Origin of the sequence: Isoptericola sp. NPDC056578, from assembly GCF_042793275.1 — a bacterium.
Taxonomy (GTDB): Bacteria; Actinomycetota; Actinomycetes; order Actinomycetales; family Cellulomonadaceae; genus Isoptericola.
In genome coordinates this window covers 23953-42938 of the sequence record NZ_JBHTVC010000035.1, presented here as the reverse complement: position 1 = coordinate 42938, position 18986 = coordinate 23953, and the positions used below count along the sequence as shown (strand labels likewise).

Genomic DNA, 18986 nt, shown 5'->3' with positions numbered 1-18986 from the left:
CCCACGGAGCAACACCTGAGCACCTCCGAGCACCACGAGGGAGACGAGTCGATGAAGACCACGCGTCGCAAGACCACGCTTCGCTCCGCCCTGCTCGCCGCAGCGGTCGGGATCCTGACCGTCGCGGCGCCGCTCGCCGTCGCGCCCAGCGCGTCGGCACACGGCTGGATCACCAGCCCGCCGAGCCGCCAGGACCACTGCGCCACGCGCACCGTGTCCTTCGACTGCGGCGGCGTCCAGTACGAGCCCCAGAGCGTCGAGGCCCCGAAGGGCTCGATGCAGTGCTCCGGCGGCAGCGGCTTCGCCGTCCTCGACGACGGCTCCAAGCCGTGGCCGCGCACCACGATCGGCAGCAGCGTGTCGATGCAGTGGAAGCTCACCGCCCGCCACGCCACCTCGACGTGGGAGTACTTCGTCGACGGCACGCTGGTCAAGACCGTCGACGACGGCGGCCGGCAGCCCGGGGCGACCGTCACGCACACGCTCGAGAACCTGCCGCAGGGCAACCACACGATCCTCGCCCGCTGGAACATCGCGGACACCGCCAACGCGTTCTACGCGTGCGTCGACGTGAACGTGGGCGGCACCGGGGGGCCCGGCCCGGACCCCACGGACCCGCCCACCGAGCCCGGTGACTGCGAGGCCCCCGCCTGGAACCCGTCGTCCGCGTACACGGGCGGCACCCAGGTCTCCCACGACGGCCGCACCTACCAGGCCAAGTGGTGGACCCAGGGCGACACCCCGTCCTCCTCGGCCGGCCAGTGGGCGGTCTGGACCGACCTCGGCGCCTGCTGACCCACCCGACGCCTCGAGCGTGCCGGGATGCCCTCGTCCGGCTCGGACGGGGAGCGTCCCGGCACGCTCGTTGCGCACGGCACGGCCTGGAAGAATGGTCGGCGATGACCTCCCCGACCTCGAACGACCCCGCCCCCCGCCCCGCCGGCACGCTGCTGCCGTACCTGCCCGCCCCGACGGGTGGCGCGCCGGACCCCGACGTCCTCTTCGAGGGGTTCGGCGAGTGGGCCGCCGGCACCGGCCGGCCGCTGTACCCCCACCAGGAGGAGGCGCTCCTCGAGCTCATGACGGGCTCGCACGTGGTGCTGGCCACCCCGACGGGGTCGGGCAAGTCGATGGTCGCCATGGGGGCGCAGTTCGCCGCGCTCGCGAACCGCCGGTCGGGCCGGGGCGGCCGCACGTTCTACACCGCGCCGCTCAAGGCGCTCGTGAGCGAGAAGTTCTTCGACCTCGTCGCCGCGTTCGGGTCGCGCAACGTGGGCATGATGACCGGCGACTCCGCCGTCAACGCCGACGCCCCGATCATCTGCTGCACCGCGGAGATCCTCGCGAACCTGGCGCTGCGGCGCGGGGCCGACGACGACGGTGTCGGCGCGGACGGCACGTCCGGCGACGACGCCATCGCCCAGGTCGTCATGGACGAGTTCCACTTCTACGGCGACCGGCAGCGCGGCTGGGCGTGGCAGGTGCCGCTGCTGGAGCTGCCGCGCACGCAGTTCCTGCTGATGTCGGCCACCCTCGGCGACACGGCCCGGCTCCGGGAGGACCTCGCCGAGCGCAGCGGCCGCCCCGTCGCGGAGGTCGCGGGCGCCGAGCGGCCGGTGCCGCTGACGTTCTCCTACGTCGTCGAGCCGCTGACGGACGTCATCGCCGAGCTCGTCACGACGCACCGCGCCCCCGTCTACGTCGTGCACTTCACGCAGAAGGACGCCGTCGAGCGCGCGCAGGCGCTGCTGTCCACGAACCTCGCGTCCAAGGACGAGAAGGCCGCGATCGCGGCCGAGATCGGCGCGTTCCGGTTCGGCACCGGCTTCGGCAAGACGCTGAGCAAGTTCCTGCGCGCCGGCGTCGGCGTGCACCACGCGGGCATGCTGCCGAAGTACCGCCGCCTCGTGGAGCGGCTCACGCAGCGCGGCCTGCTCAAGGTGGTGTGCGGCACCGACACGCTCGGCGTCGGCATCAACGTGCCCATCCGCACGGTCCTCATGACGTCGCTGGTGAAGTACGACGGCGAGCGCATGCGCCACCTCACCGCGCGCGAGTTCCACCAGATCGCCGGCCGGGCCGGGCGCGCGGGCTTCGACACCGTGGGCGAGGTGCTCGTCATGGCGCCCGAGCACGTCATCGAGAACCGCAAGCTGCTCGCCAAGGCCGGCGACGACCCGAAGAAACTCAAGAAGGTGGTGCGCAAGAAGGCCCCCACCGGCGCCGTGAACTGGACGGACTCCACGTTCGAGCGGCTGCGCGACGCCGACCCCGAGCCCCTGACGAGCCAGTTCCACGTCAACCACGCGATGGTGCTCAACGTGCTGGCACGGGACTCCTCGGGCTCGGACGGCGACCCCGTCGAGGCCATGCGCCACCTGCTGGTCGCCAACCACGACACCGAGGCGCAGCAGGCCACGCACGTGCGCCAGACGTTCCGCATCTACCGGTCCCTGCGCGTCGCGGGCGTCGTGGAGAAGGTCCGCGTGCCCGACCCGTCGCGGCCGGCCGGGTACCGGCCCAGCGTGCGGCTCGTCGTCGACCTGCCGCGCGACTTCGCGCTCAACGCGCCGCTGTCGCCGTTCGCCCTCGCGGCGATGGACCTGCTCGACGTCGAGAGCCCCACCCACGTGCTCGACGTCGTCTCGGTCATCGAGGCGACCCTCGACGACCCGCGCCAGATCCTGTACGCCCAGCAGAGCAAGGCGAAGGGCGAGGCCGTCGCGGCGATGAAGGCCGAGGGCATGGAGTACGAGGAGCGCATGGAGGCGCTCGAGGACGTCACGTGGCCGCGGCCGCTCGCCGACCTGCTCGAGCCCGCGTTCGCCACCTACAAGCGGTCGAACCCGTGGGTGGCCGACGCCGAGCTCGCTCCCAAGTCCGTGGTGCGCGACATGCTCGAGCAGGCCATGACCTTCGCCGAGCTGGTCAGCGTGTACGGGCTGGAGCGCACCGAGGGCGTCGTGCTGCGCTACCTCGCCGACGCCTACCGCGCGCTGCGCCAGGTGGTGCCCGAGGAGCACCGCACCGAGGAGGTGCAGGAGGTCGTCGAGTGGCTCGGCGAGCTGGTGCGCGGCGTCGACTCGTCGCTGCTGGACGAGTGGGAGCGGCTGCAGAACCCGGTCGACGACGACGCCGACACCGTCGTCGAGGGCGAGCTCGCCGAGGCGGGCGCGGAGGCGCCCGCGCGTCCTGTGACCGGCAACCCGCGCGCCTTCCGCCGCCTGGTGCGCAACGCGACCTTCCGCCGCGTCGAGCTCGCCGCCCGCGAGGACTACGACGCGCTCGGGGCGCTCGACGCCGGGCACGGCTGGGACGGCGACGCGTGGGCGACCGCCCTCGACCCGCTGTTCGACGCGCAGGGCGACGACGCGGTCGGCATCGGCCCCGCCGCCCGCGCGGCGGGCCTGCTGACGATCCTCGAACCGGGCGCCGAGCTGCCCGGCGGCGCGACGACGACCACGCGCGACGGCGTCGAGGTCGCCGAGGTGCCCGCGGGCACGTGGTGGGTGCGGCAGGTGCTCGACGACGCCGACGGCGACCACGACTGGGCGATCACCGCCGTCGTCGACCTGGCCGCCAGCGACGAGGCCGGGGCCGTGTCGCTCACCGTGGTGGACGTCGGGCGGATCTGAGCCGACCGCGTCGGTTGCAAGCAACCGGGGTCGGCCGTGTGATCGACGCAGGGGGCCGACCCCGGCTCCCCCGACGTCAGGAGCCCGCCGTGGACACCACGACCATCGTCTGGATCGTCGTCGCCGTCGTCGTCGTGCTGCTGCTCGTGCTCGTCGCCGTGGCCCTCGCCCGCCGGTCGCGGGCCGCCGAGGCGCGCCGGCGCGAGGAACGGCGCGACGAGGCTGCCGAGCTGCGCCGACAGGCGGAGCACGACCGGATCGCGGTGCAGGAGCGCGAGGCGGCGTCCGCGAAGCTCGACGCCGAGGCCAGGATGTCCCAGGCCGAGGCCGACCAGAAGGCCGCCGAGGCGGCGCGCCTGCAGGAGGAGGCCCGGCGCCGCGACGCGAGCCTCGACGAGCGCCGGGCCGACGTCGACGACCGCCTGCGCCGCGCGGACGAGCTGGACCCCGACCGAGGCGGGGACGACCCCGGTACGCCCGGGCGGCACGCGCCCGAGCACCGCGCGGACGGCCCCGCGGACGCCCCGCACCGGGACGAGGGCGACCGGCCTCTCTGAACCCGCCGCCTCAGCCCAGGTCCGCGAGCCCCTGGGCCAGGGTCGCGGCACCGCCGACGTACGCGAGCACGATCAGCCCGCGCCGGACGGTGGCCGCGGGGAGGCGCGGCGTGAGCCAGTCGCCGACGACGAGCCCCGCCACGATCGCCGCCAGGACGACGAGCCACTGCCACGCCGCGAAGGGCGGGAAGGACGCGTCGGTGAGCGTGAGCTTCGCGATGAGCGCGGCGAGCGCGTTGGTCGCGAAGAAGGGCTGCGCCGTGGCGGCGAACCCGCGCGGGTCCCAGCCGCTGAGCACGGAGTAGATCGCCACCGGTGGACCACCGATGCCGGCGGCCACGCTCCCCACGCCGCTCGCGACGCCGGTGACGACCAGCGGCGTGCGGGACTCGGGCCGCACCGGGTGGCGGCCGCCGCGCCGCAGCCGGGTCGTGACGACGGCCAGCGTCATCGCGACGATCACGAGGGCCCCGACGGCGACCTCGAGCGCCGCGCGGCTCGCGTCGCGCAGCAGCAGGGCCGCGGGCACCATGACGACGACCGACGTGACGGCCAGCCAGGCGTAGCGCCGCCAGTCCACGTCCCGCGCGACGCGCCCCAGGATGAGCGCGGACGCGATCGAGCCGGCCAGGTTGACGAACAGCACGCCCTCGAGCGGGCCCACCAGGAGCACGATGAACGGGCCCGCGACGAGGCCGAAGCCCATCCCCGTGACCCGTTGGAGAGCCCCTCCCACCAGGATCGCGAGGACGAGGAGGAGGAGCACCGCTCCACCGTACCGGGGCGCTTCAGGGCACAATCGGCAGCGTGCCGAAGAAGAAGACCCACGTCTCGCACGGGACGCCCGCCGTCGTCGCGCTCGACCGCGCCGGCGTCGCCTACGGGCTGCACACCTACGACCACGACCCGGCCTCGGAGCTCAGCTACGGCCTGGAGGCCGCCGAGGCGCTCGGCGCCGACCCGGCGCAGGTCTTCAAGACGCTCCTGGCGGACGTCGACGGCCGCCTCGTCGTCGGCATCGTGCCGGTGGACGGCAGCCTCGACCTCAAGGCGCTCGCCCGCGCGGTCGGCGGCAAGCGGGCCGCGATGGCGGACCCGGCCGCGGCGCAGCGCGCCACGGGCTACGTGGTGGGCGGCATCTCGCCGATCGGGCAGAAGCAGCGGCACCCAACCGTGCTCGACGGGTCCGCGGCGGGCTTCGACGTCGTCTACGTCTCCGGCGGGCGGCGCGGGCTGGACGTCTCCCTCGCCCCCGACGACCTGCTGCGCCTCACGGGCGGGACGGCGGCGCCGATCGCGCGCCCGTGAGGCCCGTGCCCGTCGGCTCGGTCAGTGCTGGTAGGTCGGGTACCGGGCGTCGCTGGGCACGATGTCCTTGCCGAGCGGCAGCAGCGAGATCGGGATCATCTTGAGGTTGGCGATCGCCAGCGGGATGCCGATGATCGTGATCGCCTGGGCGACCGCCGTCGTGATGTGCCCGATGGTGAGCCAGATGCCGGCGAAGACGATCCAGATGATGTTGCCCAGCACCGACCAGCCGCCGGCGCCCGGCTTGTCGACGACCGTGCGGCCGAACGGCCACAGCGCGTAGCCCGCGATCCGGAACGAGGCGATGCCCCACGGGATCGCGACGACCGTGATGCAGCACAGGATGCCCGCCGCCGCGTAGCCGAGCGCGAGCCAGAAGCCGCCGAAGACGAGCCAGATGATGTTGAGCAGGGCTTTCACCCGTCCATCCTCGCCTGTCGCGCGAACGCGGCACCACCCGGGAACCCCCTGACGCGACCCTGGTCCGGTGCGACGTTCGTAGACTGGCCACCATGCCCACCGACTGTCCCGGGATCCCCGCACGCCTGGCCGCCGTCCACGACCGCGTCGCGGCCGCCGCCCGCGCGGCGGGGCGCGACCCGCGGGAGGTCCGCGTCCTGCTGGCCACCAAGACCCAGGACGCCGAGACCGTGCTCGCGGCGGCGCGGGCCGCGCTCGACCTCGCCGACGCGGCGGGCGACGACCGGCCGGTGCTGGTCGGCGAGAACCGCGTCCAGGAGCTCGTCGCGAAGGCCCCCGCGCTGGCGGACCTCGTCGCCGCGGGGCGCGTCGAGGCGCACCTCATCGGCCACCTGCAGAAGAACAAGGTCAACCAGGTGCTCGGCGTCGCCACCGCCGTCGACTCGGTGGACTCCCCCGCCCTGGCCCGCGCCCTGTCGACGCGGTGCGCGCGCGACGGCCGCACGCTCGACGTCCTGGTGCAGGTCAACGTCTCCGGAGAGGAGAGCAAGTCCGGCGTCGCGCCGGACGACGCGGCGGCGCTCGCCGTCGACGTCGCCGCGCTGCCGGGACTGCGACTGACGGGGTTTATGACGATCGGCGCGCGCCTGGGCGAGCATCGCGACGAGGCGCTCGTGCGGGCCGGCTTCGCCCGGCTGCGCGCGGTCCGCGACGCCGTCCTCGCGAGCGGCGCGCCGGGGACCGCCGAGGCCCGCGAGCTCTCCATGGGCATGACCGGCGACCTCGAGCTCGCCGTCGCCGAGGGCGCGACCGTGGTGCGCGTCGGGACCGCCGTCTTCGGCGCCCGCCCCACCCCCACGAGGTAGCACCTCGGCCCGTCCCGTCCTCCTCCCGGGCTTCGGTGCTACCTCGGCGGTGCGGCCCCGAGACGGGCGAGCGCGCCGCGGACGCCGTCGCCGCCGTCCAGGGCGGCACGGGCGGGCTCGGCGTCGACCCCGGCCAGCAGCATGACCAGGGCGACCTGGACCTCCCCGCCGGCGTCGGCGAGCACCGGCGCACAGACCTCGGGCGCGAGCCCGGTCGCCTGGCTCAGCAGCCGCACGAGCCGGGCGCGGAGCTTGGCGTTGGACGCGCGGACGTCGACCATGAGGTTCGAGTACGTCTTGCCGAGCCGGATCATCGTGGCGGTCGAGAACGTGTTGAGCACGATCTTCTGCGCGGTGGCGGCCTTCATCCGCGTCGAGCCGGTGACGGCCTCTGGCCCCGTGTCGAGCAGGATCGCGACGTCCGCCCGGTCGGCCAGGGGCGCGGCCGGGTTGGCGCTGACGAGCGCGGTGCGCGCCCCCCGCTCGCGGGCCAGGTCGAGCGCACCGCCGACGTAGGGCGTGCGGCCGCTGGCGGCGAGCCCGACGACGAGGTCGTGCGGGCCCACGTGGTCCAGGTCGCGCCGGCCGGCCTCGGCGTCGTCCTCCGCGCCCTCCGCCGAGACGGTCATCGCGTCGGGCCCGCCGGCGAGGTGCGCGTCGAACCACTCGGGGCCGACGCCGTACGTCGGCAGCAGCTCCACGGCGTCCAGCACGCCGAGACGTCCCGACGTCCCCGCGCCCGCGTAGTGCACGCGCCCACCCGCCCGGATCGCCTCGACCGCCAGCTCCACGGCCTGCGTGACGCGGAACCGCTCGGCGCGCACGACGCTGGCGACGCCGGCGTCCTCGTCCATGATGAGGCGCACGACGTCGGCGGGCGGGAGCAGGTCGATGTCGGTGGTCCGCGGGTTGCGCTCCTCCGTCGGCGAGACGAGGCGCGCGACGTCGAGCACGTCGTCCGGGGGGCCCGCGTCCGGAGGCGCGGCGGGGTCGGGCACGGTCGCTCCGCTCATCGGGTGCTTCCTCTCGTCAGGTCGCGCGCAGTGGTCGGGACGCCCGGCGCCGGGTCGCGGGGCGCGGCCCCGCTCGGTGCCGTGGTGAGCGCGAGGCGCCGCACCGGGCCGCGGACGACCTCCACGGGCAGCGGGGTCGGCGGGGTGAGCGACCCCAGCACCACCGGTCGGCGGGCGCCGGTGGCCTGCCGCCGGTGCGGGCCGGGTGCGGTGCCCGGCACCCCGTGCACGCCGAGGAAGCCGAGCAGCGCGAAGAGGTACGCCTCCTTGCCGTCCGCCGGCAGCCCGAGGTCGTCCGCCGCCACGAGGCTGGTCCCGGCCGGGAGCAGCGCGCGCAGGCGGTCGCGGAGCACCGGGTTGCGGGCCCCGCCGCCGGAGATCACGACGCGCTCGACTCCCCCGCCCGGTGCGTGGTCGGCGAGGGACCTCGCCACCGTGGTCGCGGTGAGCTCGGTGAGCGTGGCGACCAGGTCGGGGATGCTGAGCCGGTCGGCCCGCACCCCCGCGGCGGCGAGGCGCGTCGCCACGTACTCCCCGTCGTAGAGCTCGCGGCCGGTGGACCGCGGCACGGGCAGGGCGTAGTACGGCTCGTCGAGCAGCGCGTCGAGCGCCTCGGGGTCGACGACGCCGCGGGCGGCGAGCTCCCCGTCGCGGTCGAACGGCTGCCCGGTGAGCCGCTGCACCGCGGCGTCGAGCAGGCAGTTGCCGGGCCCGGTGTCCCAGCCGAGCACGGGCTCGTCGTGCGCGCCGACGACGGTCACGTTGGCGATGCCGCCCACGTTGAGCGCCGCGGTGTACCGCGTGCCGGAGGGCCCGTCGTGCCCGAGCCAGAGCGCGTCGAGCACGCTCACCAGCGGCGCTCCCTGCCCGCCGGCGGCGACGTCGGCGACCCGGAAGTCGTTGACCACGGGACGTCGGGTCCGCTCCGCGATCCAGGCCGGGTTGCCGAGCTGCAGCGTGCCGCGCGCGCGGCCCGCCACCACCCAGTGGTGCAGGGTCTGCCCGTGCGACGCCACGAGGTCGGCGTCGCCCCCCGCGAGGTCGTCGACGGCGCGCCGGGCGGCGGCGCCGAGCTCCTGCCCGACGAGCGTGTCGAGCTGGCACACCTCGCCCAGGTCCGCGGTGGCGGGCGGCAGCGCCGCGAGGATGCGCCGGCGCAGGTGGTCGGGCCAGGCGTACTCGGCGTGGCCGAGCGGGCGCAGCGACAGCGTGCCGTCGGGGCGCAGGTCGAGGTCCGCGGCCGCCGCGTCGATCGCGTCGACGCTGGTGCCGGACGAGATGCCGATGACGATCATCGCGCCACCTCCGTGGGTTCGGGCGCGAGCTCTCCGGCGAGGAGAGCCACGGCGGCCTCGGCGTTGGCCCGGCCGGTGCCGCAGGCCAGGACGGTCGCGGGCAGCCCGCCCGGGAGCGCGGCGAGCCACCGCTCCCCCGCGGCCGGCACGCCCGTGTGCACGACGACGAGATCCGGGCGCGCCCGCTGCAGCCGCGCCAGGTGCGCGTGCTCGGCCCCGCCGGGGACCGGTTCGCGGGTCACGACGACGAGCGGCCGGGCGCCGCCCGGCAGCCCGCGCAGCAGCGCGGCGAACCCGTCGCCGTCCAGGGCGGGGTGCACGACGGCGTCGGGCCAGCGGGCGGCGACCGCGCGCTGCACGTGCTGCGCGATGCGCCCGGCCGCGTGGTCGAGGCGCAGCCGCAGGTCGACGACGTCGGGTGCGCTCCCGAGCGCGGGGTGCGGGCCGACCGCGCGCACCGCGCGCCGGGCTGCCTCGGCGCCCACCTCCGCGAGCGCCTCCTGCGCCCGTGCCGCCTCCGCGGGGCCGACGACGGCACCCGCGGAGGCCTGCCGGGCGCGCAGCCGGCGCACCAGGGCGTCCGTGCGTCGTCCGGAGGCCGCGAGCCGGTCCAGGGTCACCCGGCCGGCGCCGACCGCGGCCACGAGGGCGTCGACCGCGGAGCGGAACAGCGCCTCGTCGTCGCGCCCCGTCGTCGTGCCCAGGCACAGCAGGTCCGCGCCGCCCTCGACCGCGCGGACAGCGGTCTCTCCGACCTCCGCGCCGTCGGAGACGGCGCGCATGTCGAGGGCGTCGGTGACGATCGGTCCGGCGTAGCCGAGCTCCCGGGCCAGCGCCGCGACGGCCGGCTCGAGGGAGGCCGGTGCGGGCCCGAGCGCGGGCACCACGACGTGCGCCGTCATGAGCGCGTCGGCAGCGTGCCCGTCGTCGGTGCCACCGTCGGCGAGGGCCGCCGCGAACGGCACGAGGTCGCGCCCGCGCAGGGTGTCGAGGTCGGCCTCGACGACGGGCAGCGCGAGGTGGGAGTCGACGGTCGTGGACCCGTGGCCCGGGAAGTGCTTGGCACAGGTGCCGACGCCGCCGCGCTGCAGGCCGCGGGCGAGCGCGACACCGTGCCGCGCGACCGCCTCCGGGTCGGTGCCGAACGCCCGCACCCCGATGACCGGGTTGCCGGGGGTGTCGACGTCGAGCACCGGCGCGAGGTCGAGGTCGACGCCCACGGCCGCGAGCAGGCGGCCCAGCGCCTCGCCCGCGTCCCCGGTGAGCCGCACGTCGTCCACCACGCCGAGCGCCGCGGCGCCGGGCAGCGACGAGCCGGTCGCGGCCTCGAGCCGCGACACGTCGCCGCCCTCCTCGTCCGTCGCGACGACCAGGTCGGGCGCGGCGTCGTGCAGGCGCGCCGTGAGCGCGGCCGTCGTGGCCAGGTCCGGCGTGTTGTGCGCGAACAGCACCACCCCGGCGAGCCCGTCGCGCGCCGCGTCGAGGAACCAGGCGGGCGGCGTCGTGCCGGTGAAGCCGGGCAGCAGCACGCCGTGCACGGCCCGCCGGACCGCGTCGGCGCCGGCCGCGGCGCCGTGCCCGGTCACCCCTTCACCGCCCCGGAGGTCAACCCCGACGCGAGCCGGCGCTGGACGAGGATGAAGAAGACCATCACGGGCACGGTGATGATGGTCGAGGCCGCCATGATGGCGCCCCAGTCGTTGGAGTGCTGCCCGAAGAACGAGCGCAGCCCGATGGCCACCGTGTAGTTCTGCGTCTCGCCGCCGAGCAGCGTCATCGCGAAGACGAACTCGTTCCACGCCGTGATGAAGCTGAAGATGCTCGTGGCCACCAGGCCGGGCGCGACCAGCGGCAGCAGGATGGACCGGAACATCCGGCCCCAGGTGGCGCCGTCGAGGTAGGCGGCCTCCTCCAGCTCCACCGGCACGGCGGCGACGAAGCCGCGCAGCATCCAGATGCCGAAGGGCAGCGCGAGGGCGACATACACCACGACCAGGCCGGTCAGCGTGCCGAGCAGGTCGAGGTTGCGCACCTGCACGAACAACGGGATGACGAGCGCCTCGAGCGGCACCATCTGCACGATCAGCACGAGCATGAGCACCTGGGTGCGGAGCTTGAAGCGGAAGCGCGCCACGGCCACCGACGCCAGCAGGGCGAGCAGCGACGAGATCAGCACCGTCCCGAGCGCCACGAGCAGGGAGTTGCGCAGGAAGACGTCGAAGCCGCCGTCGGTGAGCACGAACTCGAAGTGCTCGAGCGTCGGGTCGGCGGGCACGAAGGACGACCCGCGCCCCGCCTTCCCGTCGAACGCGCTGACGAGCATCCAGTAGGCCGGGAAGAGGGTGAACGCCAGGAGCAGCGCGACGGCCACCCCCTTGCCCACCCGCGTCGCGGTCGTCGGCCGGCTCACAGCTCCTCCTCCTTCAGGATCGTGCGGACGTACACGACGGTGATGGCGAGCAGCAGCAGGGTCAGCAGCACCGCGATCGCGGAGCCGAAGCCGTACCGGTTCTGGCCGAACGACTCGGTGTACGACCACACGCCGAGGTTGAGCACCTCGCGGTTGCTGCCGGCGCCGCCGGGCATGAGGTAGACCTGCGCGAAGACCTTGAAGTCCCAGATGGTCGACAGGATGATCACGACCGCGAAGATCTGCTTGAGCTGCGGCACGATCACCGAGAAGAACCGCCGCCAGGCGCCGGCGCCGTCGATCTCCGCGGCCTCCAGCAGCTCCTTCGGCACGCCGAGCAGGCCCGCGAGCACGGTGATGGCGACGAAGGGGAAGCCGTGGTGCACCACGTTGAGCAGCACGATCGCGTAGAACGACCAGCGGTCGGTGAACCAGTTGACGGGCGCGTCCTGCAGCCCGAGGGACTGCAGCACGTGGTTGAACACGCCGCGGTCGGCGTCGAAGATCCAGACCCACACGTACGTGCCGGTGACGGCGGGCATCGCCCAGGCCGCCATGATCGCGCTGGACACGATGGTCCGCCAGACGCGGCCGAGCGAGGCGAGCAGCACGGCCACGGCGGTCCCGAAGACCACCGTGAACGCCACCGACAGCACGGCGAAGACCACCGTGTTCGGCAGCACCACGGCCCACAGCTGCTCGGAGGTGAACACCTCGACGTAGTTGCCGAGACCGATCCAGTTGGGCTCGCCGGAGACGATCTCGCGCAGCCCGTAGTCCTGCAGGGAGAACAGCCCGACCCGCACCAGCGGCCACAGGAGCAGCACCGCCAGCACGAGCAGCGCGGGCGTCAGCAGCATCCACGGCCGCACCCGCGCGAGGAGCGACTTGCCGAGCGGGCGGCGCCCGCCGGGCCCGGGCTGCTGCCCGGGCCCGGCGGGGACCGCGACGGGGAGGGTGCTCGTCATGCGTCAGCTGCCACCGTTGAGCAGCGACGTCATCTCCTCGGCCGCCTTCTTGCTGGCGGTCGGGACGTCCTCGCTCCCGGAGAGGATCGACTGCATCATCGTGCTCGTCGTGAGCTTGGCCTGCACGGCCCCGAAGTTCGGCGACACCGGCACGGACGCGCCGCCCTCGACGAACTGCTGCGCGAACGGGGCCACGAGCGGGTCGGTGCTCTTCAGCGTCTCGTCCAGGAGCGACTTCTGCCCCGGGAAGTAGCCGGCCTGCTCGCCCCACTTCGTGGCGAACTCACCGGTCGTCATGAGCTCCACGAACGCGAACGCCAGGTCCTTGTCCTCGGCCGTCTCGAACACGGACAGGTGCGAGCCGCCGAGCACCGACGGCGACATCCCGCCGTCCTTGCCGGGGATCGGGACGGCGGCGAACTTGCCGTCCATGTCCTTGTTCGCCTCGACGATGGCGCCGGGCGTCCAGGAGCCCATGATCGCCATGCCGACGTCGCCCTGGGCGAAGGCGTCGAGCACGTCGGTCTCGCGCCAGGTGGTGGCGCCTGCCGACGAGTAGCCGTCCGCGGCGAGCCCGGTCCAGAAGTTCAGGCCCTCCTGCGACTCGGGGCTGTCGAGCCCCGACGTCCAGGTGTCGCCGTCGAGCGTCGCGACGTCGCCGCCGGCGCCCCACACCCACGGGTACACCGTGAACTCGGCGTCGCCCGGCACCGCGATCGCGGTCTTCTTCGGGAACTTCTCCTTGATGGCCTTGGCCGCCGACTCGATCTCCGCCCAGGTCGTGGGCGGCTCGACGCCGGCCTCCTCGAAGATCTCCGTGTTGTACACGAGCGAGCGGACGCCGGCGTACCAGGGCATGCCGTACAGCTGCCCGTCGTACGTGCCCGCCTCGACGAGGCCGTCCACCAGGTCGTCGCCCAGGCCGGCCTCCGCCACGTAGTCGTCCAGCGGCGCGAGCGCGCCGGCGTCGGCGAACTCCGGCGTCCAGGTGGTGCCGGTCTCCGCCACGTCGGGCGTGGTGGCGCCCGCGATCGAGGTGACGAAGCGGTCGTGGGCGTCCGCCCACTCGACGAACTCGACGTTCAGCTCCGCGCCCGTCTCCTCCTTGAACGCGGTGCCGACCTCGTCGAAGAAGGCGTCGGCGCTGGGGTTCGTGCCCTGCATGATCCAGACGTCGAGGGTCTTGCCCTCGCCGTCGACCGTCCCGTCCCCGCCCCCGTCGCCGGAGCCGCCGCCGCTGCCGCACGCGGCGACGCCGAGCGCCACCAGCGCCGCGGTGGCCACGGCCCCCACGTTCCTGCGGGTCCACATGTCTCGACGCATCGTCGTCCTCCCCCGGCGGCCGCTGGGCCGCCCTCCGTGGTGCGCGGCGCCGCCGTTGTCGCGGTCGCGCGCCGTTCTCGCGGTCATGTCCTGCCGACGTCCTCGTCGTCCGGCGTGACGTCGTCGTCTCGCTGCCTTGCTGATCGCTGTGCTGATCCTGAGGTGATCGCTGTGGTGATCGCTGTCGTGCGGGCGACACCCCGGCCCTGAAAGGAAGTTCCCGAGCATCGCGCTGTGAGGGAGATTACTGACCGAACGCGGATAACGAAAGCCCCCGCACCAATTCGTGACGGGACGGTGACCTCGTCGGCGCGTCGCGGTCGGTGCGGGGGCGGTGCGCGGGGGTGCCCGCGGGGTCGCTCAGGGCACCCGGTTGATCCAGGCCGGGTCGGCGAACTTCGTCCGGACCAGCTCCTCGGCCCGCGCCAGCTCGTCGGGTCGCAGCTCGGAGCCCACCGTCCGGTGGTGGGCCCTGAAGTGCGCCTCGAACGCGTCGACGATCTCGTCGCGCGACATGCCGGTCTGCGAGCGCAGGGGGTCCACCCGCTTGTTGGCGCTGGTGGTGCCCTTGTCGGAGAGCTTCTCGCGACCGATGCGCAGCACCTCGAGCATCTTCGCGTTGTCGATGTCGTACGCCATCGTCATGTGGTGCAGCACCGCGCCGCCCGCCAGCCGCTTCTGCGCCGAGCCCGCGAGCTTGCCCCCGGGCGACGCGACGTCGTTCATGCCGGAGAAGTAGGCCTCGACGCCGACGTCGTGCAGCGCGCCCAGCACCCACGAGTCGAGGAACGCGTACGACTGCTCGAACGACAGGCCGTCGACGAGCGACGCCGGCACGACCAGCGAGAACGTCACGCAGTTGCCGGCCTCCATGAACATGGCGCCGCCGCCGGAGATACGACGCACCACCGTGACGTCGTGCTCGCGCACGCCCGCCGGGTCCACCTCGTTGCGCAGCGACTGGAACGAGCCGATGAAGACGGCGCGCTCGTTCCAGTCCCAGAACCGCAGCGTGGGACCGCGACGCCCCTCGGCCAGCTCCTCGGTGAGCACCTGGTCCAGGGCGGCGAGGGTCGCCGGGGGCAGCGGGCCGGGGCGCAGCACCTCGAACGTGTGGTCGTCCCAGGTGGTGGCCAGGCCGAGCGCGCGGCGGACCGCGACCGCGACCGCCCACGCGTCGAAGCCGATCATCGTCACGGTGCCCGCCACACGGCCGTCCTGCTCGGCGATGCGCAGCCCGTCGTCGACGGCCCGCGCGAGCTCGCTCGTGGACGTCTCGCGCGGCAGCCCGGTGAGGGTGGCGTCGATGACCTCGAGGGCGTCGTCGGGCTCGAGGAAGAAGTCGCCGCTGAGCCTGACGTCGGCGAGCAACCCGTCGCGCACGTCGAGGTCGACCGTCACGAGCTTGCCACCGGGAACCTTGTACTCACCATGCACGTCTCCACGGTAGCCGCGCAGCGGCCGTCGCGGAGGCGGCGTCGGTCACACCCTGGCGCGCAGGGTCCGCCGACGGCTCGGGCGAGATTCTTTTTGTGAGGCGCCCAACCAGAGAAAATCGCTGCCACACTGGGTCCCGTGACCGGCCCCGACGTCCCCCTCGCGCCCGAGCACGTCGTCGCCGTGGACGTCGGCGGCAGCGGCGCCCGCCTCGTCGCCACGCCCGTGCACGGCCCCGGCGGCACCGGGGGCACCGGGGGCACCGGGGGCACCGGGGGCACCGGGGGCACCGGGGGCACCGGGGGCACCGGGGGCACCGCGATCACGCTCAGCGGGCGCCCGGTCCGCATCACCACCGCCGGGAGCGACGCCGCCGACGTCGTGGCCGAGCTGGTGGACACCCTCGCCGGCCGCCGGCCCGGGCTGCGCGTCGCCGCGGCCGCCGTGTCGGTCACCGGCCTCCCCTCGCTCGTCCCCGACCCCGGCGCGCTGCACGACGTGCTGCACGCCGCGGGCGCCTCCGTCACGGCGGTCGCCGCGGACGCGCTCGCCGCCCACCTCGGCGCCCTCGGCGGTCGCCCCGGGGCCGTCGCCGCCGTCGGCACGGGCGCCATCGTCCTCGCCACCGACCTGCGGCGCCGGTGGCACCGCGCGGACGGCTGGGGGCACCTGCTCGGCGACCTCGTCGCGAACGGCATCCTGCACGACGCCGGGACCCACCTCGCGGAGAGCGTCGCCGCCGCGCTGCGCCCCGGGATCCCGCCGCTCGCGGCCGTCACCGGCGGCGTCCTGCAGATCGGCGCGCCCGTGACCACGCCCCTCAAGGCCCGGCTGTCCGCCCTGCGCCCCGACGTGCGGCTCGTCCCCGCCGACGGGAGCCCGATCGACGGCGCGCTGCGCCTCGCCCGTTCCCTCGTCGACCCTCGCGACGGCGAGCTCGTGGAACCCCACGACACCTGGCTCACGGTCCGAGCCACCACCCACCCGTCTCCGGCGCCTGCCGGGAAGGAGATCCGCGCATGAACGGTGACGTCCTCGTCCGGCTCCGCCAGGCGCTGCCCACGCTGCGCCCCGCGGAGGCGCGGATCGCCGCGGTCGTGCTCGACGACCCGCCCGGCGTCGTCGGCGCCACCATCACCGAGCTCGCCGCCCGCGCCGGGACGTCGCAGGCGACGGTCGTCCGGTTCTGCCGGGCCGTCGGCTACGCCGGGTACCCCGAGTTCCGCATCGACCTCGCGCAGGCCACGAGCCGGCGCGCCGTCGAGCTGGAGCGCTCCGGCATCGCCGAGGGCGAGATCAACCGGACCGACACCGCCACCGACGTCGTGTCGAAGATCGCGTTCCACGAGGCGCGGACGATCGAGGAGACGGCGCGCATGCTCGACCTCGACGCGCTGGAGCACGCCGTCGACGCCGTGGCGTCCGCCCCGCGCGTCGACGTCTACGGCGTGGGGTCCAGCGGCCTCACGGCGCAGGACCTCGGCCAGAAGCTCACCCGCATCGGGATCGCCTGCTTCGCCCCCGTGGACCTGCACGGCCAGCTCCAGTCGGCGGCCCTGCTGGGCGAGGGCTGCGTCGCCGTCGCCGTCTCGCACACGGGCACCACCGTGGAGACCGTGCAGGCGCTGACGCTGGCCCGCGACGCGGGCGCCACCACCGTGGCCGTCACGAACTTCCCGGCGTCCCCCCTGGCGGAGCTCGCCGACGTCGTGCTGGCGACGACGGCGCGCGAGACCCAGTTCCGCTCGGGGGCGATGTCGAGCCGCATCGCCCAGCTCGCCGTCGTCGACTTCCTCTTCGTCCGCGTGGCGCAGCGTCGCTACGACCGCACCACCGCCGCCCTCAAGGCGACGTACGAGGCGGTCCGGCCGCACCGCCTGACCAACGGCAGCCGCGGCGCGCGCTGACGGTGCGGCGCCTCAGCGCGGCTCGACGCCCGCGTGCAGGAGGCCGTAGACGTACGCGTCGATGAGCGACTCCCACGCCGCCTCGATGACGTTCGGGCCCACGCCCACCGTGGACCACGAGTGCTGCCCGTCCGTGGTCTCGACCAGCACCCGCGTGGTGGCGTCGGTGCCCTGCTGGGCATCGAGGATGCGCACCTTGAAGTCGATGAGCTCGAACTTCTCGATCTGCGGGTACACGCGGGTGAGTGCGCTGCGCAGCGCCTGGTCGAGGGCGTTCACGGGCCCGTTGCCCTCGCCCGTCGCGACGACGCGCTCCCCGCCGGCGTGCAGCTTCACCGTCGCCTCCGCGACGGCGTCGGCCTCGCGGCTCGACGCGTCGTGGCCGGGACCGCCGGCGACCGTCTCGACGATGGTCCGCCAGCTCTCGACCCGGAAGTACGTCTGCCGGGTCCCCGTGAGCTCCTCGCGCAGCAACAGCTCGAAGGAGGCGTCGGCGGCGTCGAAGGTGTAGCCCTGCGCCTCGGCGTCCTTGACCCGCGTCGTGACGCGGGTGAGCAGCTCGCCCTGGCCGCTGAGGTCGTAGCCCAGCTCGCGGCCCTTGAGCTCGATGGACGCGCGCCCGGCCATGTCCGACACGAGCATGCGCATGTCGTTGCCGACCGCGGTGGGGTCGATGTGCTGGTAGAGGTCCGGGTCGACCTTGATCGCGCTCGCGTGCAGGCCCGCCTTGTGGGCGAACGCGCTGGCCCCGACGTACGGCTGGCGCGCGTACGGGGAGATGTTGGTGATCTCGGCGACGGCGTGCGCGATGCGCGTCGCGTCCTCGAGGCCGCCTCCGACGAGGGTGCGCAGGCCGTGCTTGAGCTCGAGGTTCGCGACGACGGTGACGAGGTCGACGTTGCCGGTGCGCTCGCCGTAGCCGTTCACGGTGCCCTGCACGTGCCATGCGCCGGCGGCCACGGCGGCGAGCGTGTTCGCGACCGCGCAGCCCGAGTCGTTGTGGGCGTGCATGCCGAGCAGCCGGTCCCCCGCGACGGCGTCGCGCCCGTGCGGCAGCCCCAGGGACTCGCGCACCTCGCTCACGACGTCGGTCACCCAGTGCGGCAGCATGCCGCCGTTGGTGTCGCACAGCGTGACCACCTCGGCGCCCGCCTCGAACGCCGCCTGCGCCGCGGCCAGGGAGTACGCCGGGTCGAACCGGTAGCCGTCGAAGAAGTGCTCGGCGTCCACCACGACGCGACGCCCCTCGCCCACCAGGAACGTCACGGTGTCGGCGATCATCGCCAGGCCCTCGTCGGGCGTGGTGCGCAGCGCGCGCTCCACGTGCCGCACGTCCGACTTGGCGACCAGCGTGACGACCGGCGCCTCGGAGTCGAGCAGGGCGCGCACCTGCGGGTCGTCCCACGCGCGGGTGCCCGCCTTGCGGGTGGCCCCGAACGCCGCGAGCACCGCGTTCCTCAGGTCGAGCTCCTTGGCCGCGCGCCGGAAGAACTCCGTGTCCTTGGGCACCGCCCCCGGCCAGCCGCCCTCGATGAAGCCGACGCCCAGCTCGTCCAGCAGCGGCGCGATGGCCAGCTTGTCCGCCACGGAGAGGTTCATGCCCTCCTGCTGCGCGCCGTCGCGCAGGGTGGTGTCGTACACGTGGAACGGGGTGGCGGTCATGCGGGACTCCCACATCGAGAAGCATCGAGAAGCTCTGGGCGTTCTGGTCAACAAAAAAGACCCCCCGGGGTACGGAAGGTCTGCGCGTCCGGCGGGTGTGCCGGACGCGCTACCGAATGATGAGCGAGCGACGCAGGTGCGCGAGGCGTGTCATGGGCCACATGGTGCCACACCCGCCCCCCGGC

17 protein-coding genes are annotated in these 18986 nt (G+C 74.4%); 7 read left to right on the top strand and 10 right to left on the bottom strand.

The window, feature by feature from the left end:
- Positions 1 to 51: 51 nt before the first annotated feature.
- The 3 genes from ACFQ80_RS14370 (at position 52) to ACFQ80_RS14360 (ending at position 4192) form a co-directional block, all read left to right on the top strand.
- Positions 52 to 795 (top strand): lytic polysaccharide monooxygenase, encoded by a 744-nt coding sequence (locus ACFQ80_RS14370; RefSeq protein ID WP_430550323.1) that lies wholly within the window; start codon positions 52 to 54, stop codon positions 793 to 795.
- A 104-nt stretch (positions 796 to 899) separates the two neighbouring features.
- Positions 900 to 3635, top strand: a complete 2736-nt coding sequence (locus ACFQ80_RS14365) for a DEAD/DEAH box helicase (protein WP_430564130.1) — start codon at positions 900 to 902, stop codon at positions 3633 to 3635.
- Positions 3636 to 3724: 89 nt separating this feature from the next.
- Positions 3725 to 4192, top strand: coding sequence for a hypothetical protein (locus ACFQ80_RS14360; RefSeq protein WP_430564129.1), 468 nt, complete (start codon positions 3725 to 3727; stop codon positions 4190 to 4192).
- A gap of 10 nt (positions 4193 to 4202) precedes the next feature.
- Here the strand turns inward: ACFQ80_RS14360 and ACFQ80_RS14355 are convergent, their stop codons facing one another.
- The gene (locus tag ACFQ80_RS14355; protein ID WP_430564128.1) at positions 4203 to 4958 is read right to left on the bottom strand and encodes a sulfite exporter TauE/SafE family protein; all 756 of its coding nucleotides are present in this window, start codon (positions 4956 to 4958) and stop codon (positions 4203 to 4205) included.
- A 41-nt stretch (positions 4959 to 4999) separates the two neighbouring features.
- Here ACFQ80_RS14355 and ybaK point away from each other — a divergent pair, with 41 nt between their 5' ends.
- Positions 5000 to 5500: a Cys-tRNA(Pro) deacylase gene (ybaK, locus tag ACFQ80_RS14350; protein WP_430564127.1), complete on the top strand. Its 501-nt coding sequence runs from the start codon at positions 5000 to 5002 to the stop codon at positions 5498 to 5500.
- Between the two features lie 21 nt (positions 5501 to 5521).
- Here the strand turns inward: ybaK and ACFQ80_RS14345 are convergent, their stop codons facing one another.
- Positions 5522 to 5920: a YccF domain-containing protein gene (locus ACFQ80_RS14345; RefSeq protein WP_430550328.1), complete on the bottom strand. Its 399-nt coding sequence runs from the start codon at positions 5918 to 5920 to the stop codon at positions 5522 to 5524.
- 92 nt (positions 5921 to 6012) lie between these two features.
- On the opposite strand from ACFQ80_RS14345, the gene ACFQ80_RS14340 reads away from it, so the two are divergent.
- The gene (locus tag ACFQ80_RS14340) at positions 6013 to 6786 is read left to right on the top strand and encodes a YggS family pyridoxal phosphate-dependent enzyme (protein WP_430564126.1); all 774 of its coding nucleotides are present in this window, start codon (positions 6013 to 6015) and stop codon (positions 6784 to 6786) included.
- Between the two features lie 38 nt (positions 6787 to 6824).
- Here the strand turns inward: ACFQ80_RS14340 and murQ are convergent, their stop codons facing one another.
- The 7 genes from murQ to ACFQ80_RS14305 form a co-directional block, all read right to left on the bottom strand.
- A complete protein-coding gene (murQ, locus tag ACFQ80_RS14335; RefSeq protein WP_430564125.1) occupies positions 6825 to 7799 on the bottom strand; it encodes an N-acetylmuramic acid 6-phosphate etherase in 975 nt (324 codons plus the stop codon).
- Entirely contained in the window at positions 7796 to 9094 is a 1299-nt protein-coding gene (locus tag ACFQ80_RS14330) for an anhydro-N-acetylmuramic acid kinase (RefSeq protein WP_430564124.1), read from the bottom strand. The genes murQ and ACFQ80_RS14330 overlap by 4 nt, the downstream gene beginning before the upstream one ends.
- Positions 9091 to 10680, bottom strand: coding sequence for a glycoside hydrolase family 3 N-terminal domain-containing protein (locus ACFQ80_RS14325; protein WP_430564123.1), 1590 nt, complete (start codon positions 10678 to 10680; stop codon positions 9091 to 9093). Before ACFQ80_RS14325 ends, ACFQ80_RS14330 begins: the two co-directional genes overlap by 4 nt.
- Positions 10677 to 11504, bottom strand: coding sequence for a carbohydrate ABC transporter permease (locus tag ACFQ80_RS14320; RefSeq protein WP_430550333.1), 828 nt, complete (start codon positions 11502 to 11504; stop codon positions 10677 to 10679). Before ACFQ80_RS14320 ends, ACFQ80_RS14325 begins: the two co-directional genes overlap by 4 nt.
- Complete coding sequence (locus ACFQ80_RS14315; RefSeq protein WP_430550334.1) at positions 11501 to 12472, bottom strand: carbohydrate ABC transporter permease; 972 nt, start codon at positions 12470 to 12472, stop codon at positions 11501 to 11503. The genes ACFQ80_RS14320 and ACFQ80_RS14315 overlap by 4 nt, the downstream gene beginning before the upstream one ends.
- 3 nt (positions 12473 to 12475) lie before the next feature.
- Complete coding sequence (locus ACFQ80_RS14310; RefSeq protein ID WP_430564137.1) at positions 12476 to 13783, bottom strand: sugar ABC transporter substrate-binding protein; 1308 nt, start codon at positions 13781 to 13783, stop codon at positions 12476 to 12478.
- Positions 13784 to 14155: 372 nt separating this feature from the next.
- Positions 14156 to 15232 carry a lipoate--protein ligase family protein gene (locus tag ACFQ80_RS14305; protein WP_430550336.1) on the bottom strand — a complete coding sequence of 359 codons (1077 nt, stop codon included), beginning with the start codon at positions 15230 to 15232 and terminating at the stop codon, positions 14156 to 14158.
- 138 nt (positions 15233 to 15370) lie between these two features.
- Between ACFQ80_RS14305 and ACFQ80_RS14300 the strand changes: the two genes are divergently transcribed.
- Both ACFQ80_RS14300 and ACFQ80_RS14295 read left to right on the top strand, forming a co-directional pair.
- On the top strand, positions 15371 to 16255 hold the full coding sequence (locus tag ACFQ80_RS14300; protein ID WP_430564122.1) for a hypothetical protein: 885 nt from the start codon (positions 15371 to 15373) through the stop codon (positions 16253 to 16255).
- Complete coding sequence (locus ACFQ80_RS14295) at positions 16252 to 17139, top strand: MurR/RpiR family transcriptional regulator (RefSeq protein ID WP_430550338.1); 888 nt, start codon at positions 16252 to 16254, stop codon at positions 17137 to 17139. Before ACFQ80_RS14300 ends, ACFQ80_RS14295 begins: the two co-directional genes overlap by 4 nt.
- Before the next feature lie 12 nt (positions 17140 to 17151).
- On the opposite strand, the gene cimA is transcribed toward ACFQ80_RS14295, so the two are convergent.
- Entirely contained in the window at positions 17152 to 18801 is a 1650-nt protein-coding gene (gene cimA / locus ACFQ80_RS14290) for a citramalate synthase (protein WP_430564121.1), read from the bottom strand.
- Between the last annotated feature and the right edge of the window lie 185 nt (positions 18802 to 18986).

What these genes read in the sequence shown, in the direction of transcription:
- ACFQ80_RS14295 (WP_430550338.1), top strand. Translation starts at nt 16,252, where the DNA reads ATGAACGGTGACGTCCTCGTCCGGCTCCGCCAGGCGCTGCCCACGCTG.
- cimA (WP_430564121.1), bottom strand. Translation starts at nt 18,801, where the DNA reads ATGACCGCCACCCCGTTCCACGTGTACGACACCACCCTGCGCGACGGC.
- murQ (WP_430564125.1), bottom strand. Translation starts at nt 7,799, where the DNA reads ATGAGCGGAGCGACCGTGCCCGACCCCGCCGCGCCTCCGGACGCGGGC.
- ACFQ80_RS14330 (WP_430564124.1), bottom strand. Translation starts at nt 9,094, where the DNA reads ATGATCGTCATCGGCATCTCGTCCGGCACCAGCGTCGACGCGATCGAC.
- ACFQ80_RS14365 (WP_430564130.1), top strand. Translation starts at nt 900, where the DNA reads ATGACCTCCCCGACCTCGAACGACCCCGCCCCCCGCCCCGCCGGCACG.
- ACFQ80_RS14315 (WP_430550334.1), bottom strand. Translation starts at nt 12,472, where the DNA reads ATGACGAGCACCCTCCCCGTCGCGGTCCCCGCCGGGCCCGGGCAGCAG.
- ACFQ80_RS14370 (WP_430550323.1), top strand. Translation starts at nt 52, where the DNA reads ATGAAGACCACGCGTCGCAAGACCACGCTTCGCTCCGCCCTGCTCGCC.
- ACFQ80_RS14310 (WP_430564137.1), bottom strand. Translation starts at nt 13,783, where the DNA reads ATGTGGACCCGCAGGAACGTGGGGGCCGTGGCCACCGCGGCGCTGGTG.
- ACFQ80_RS14340 (WP_430564126.1), top strand. Translation starts at nt 6,013, where the DNA reads ATGCCCACCGACTGTCCCGGGATCCCCGCACGCCTGGCCGCCGTCCAC.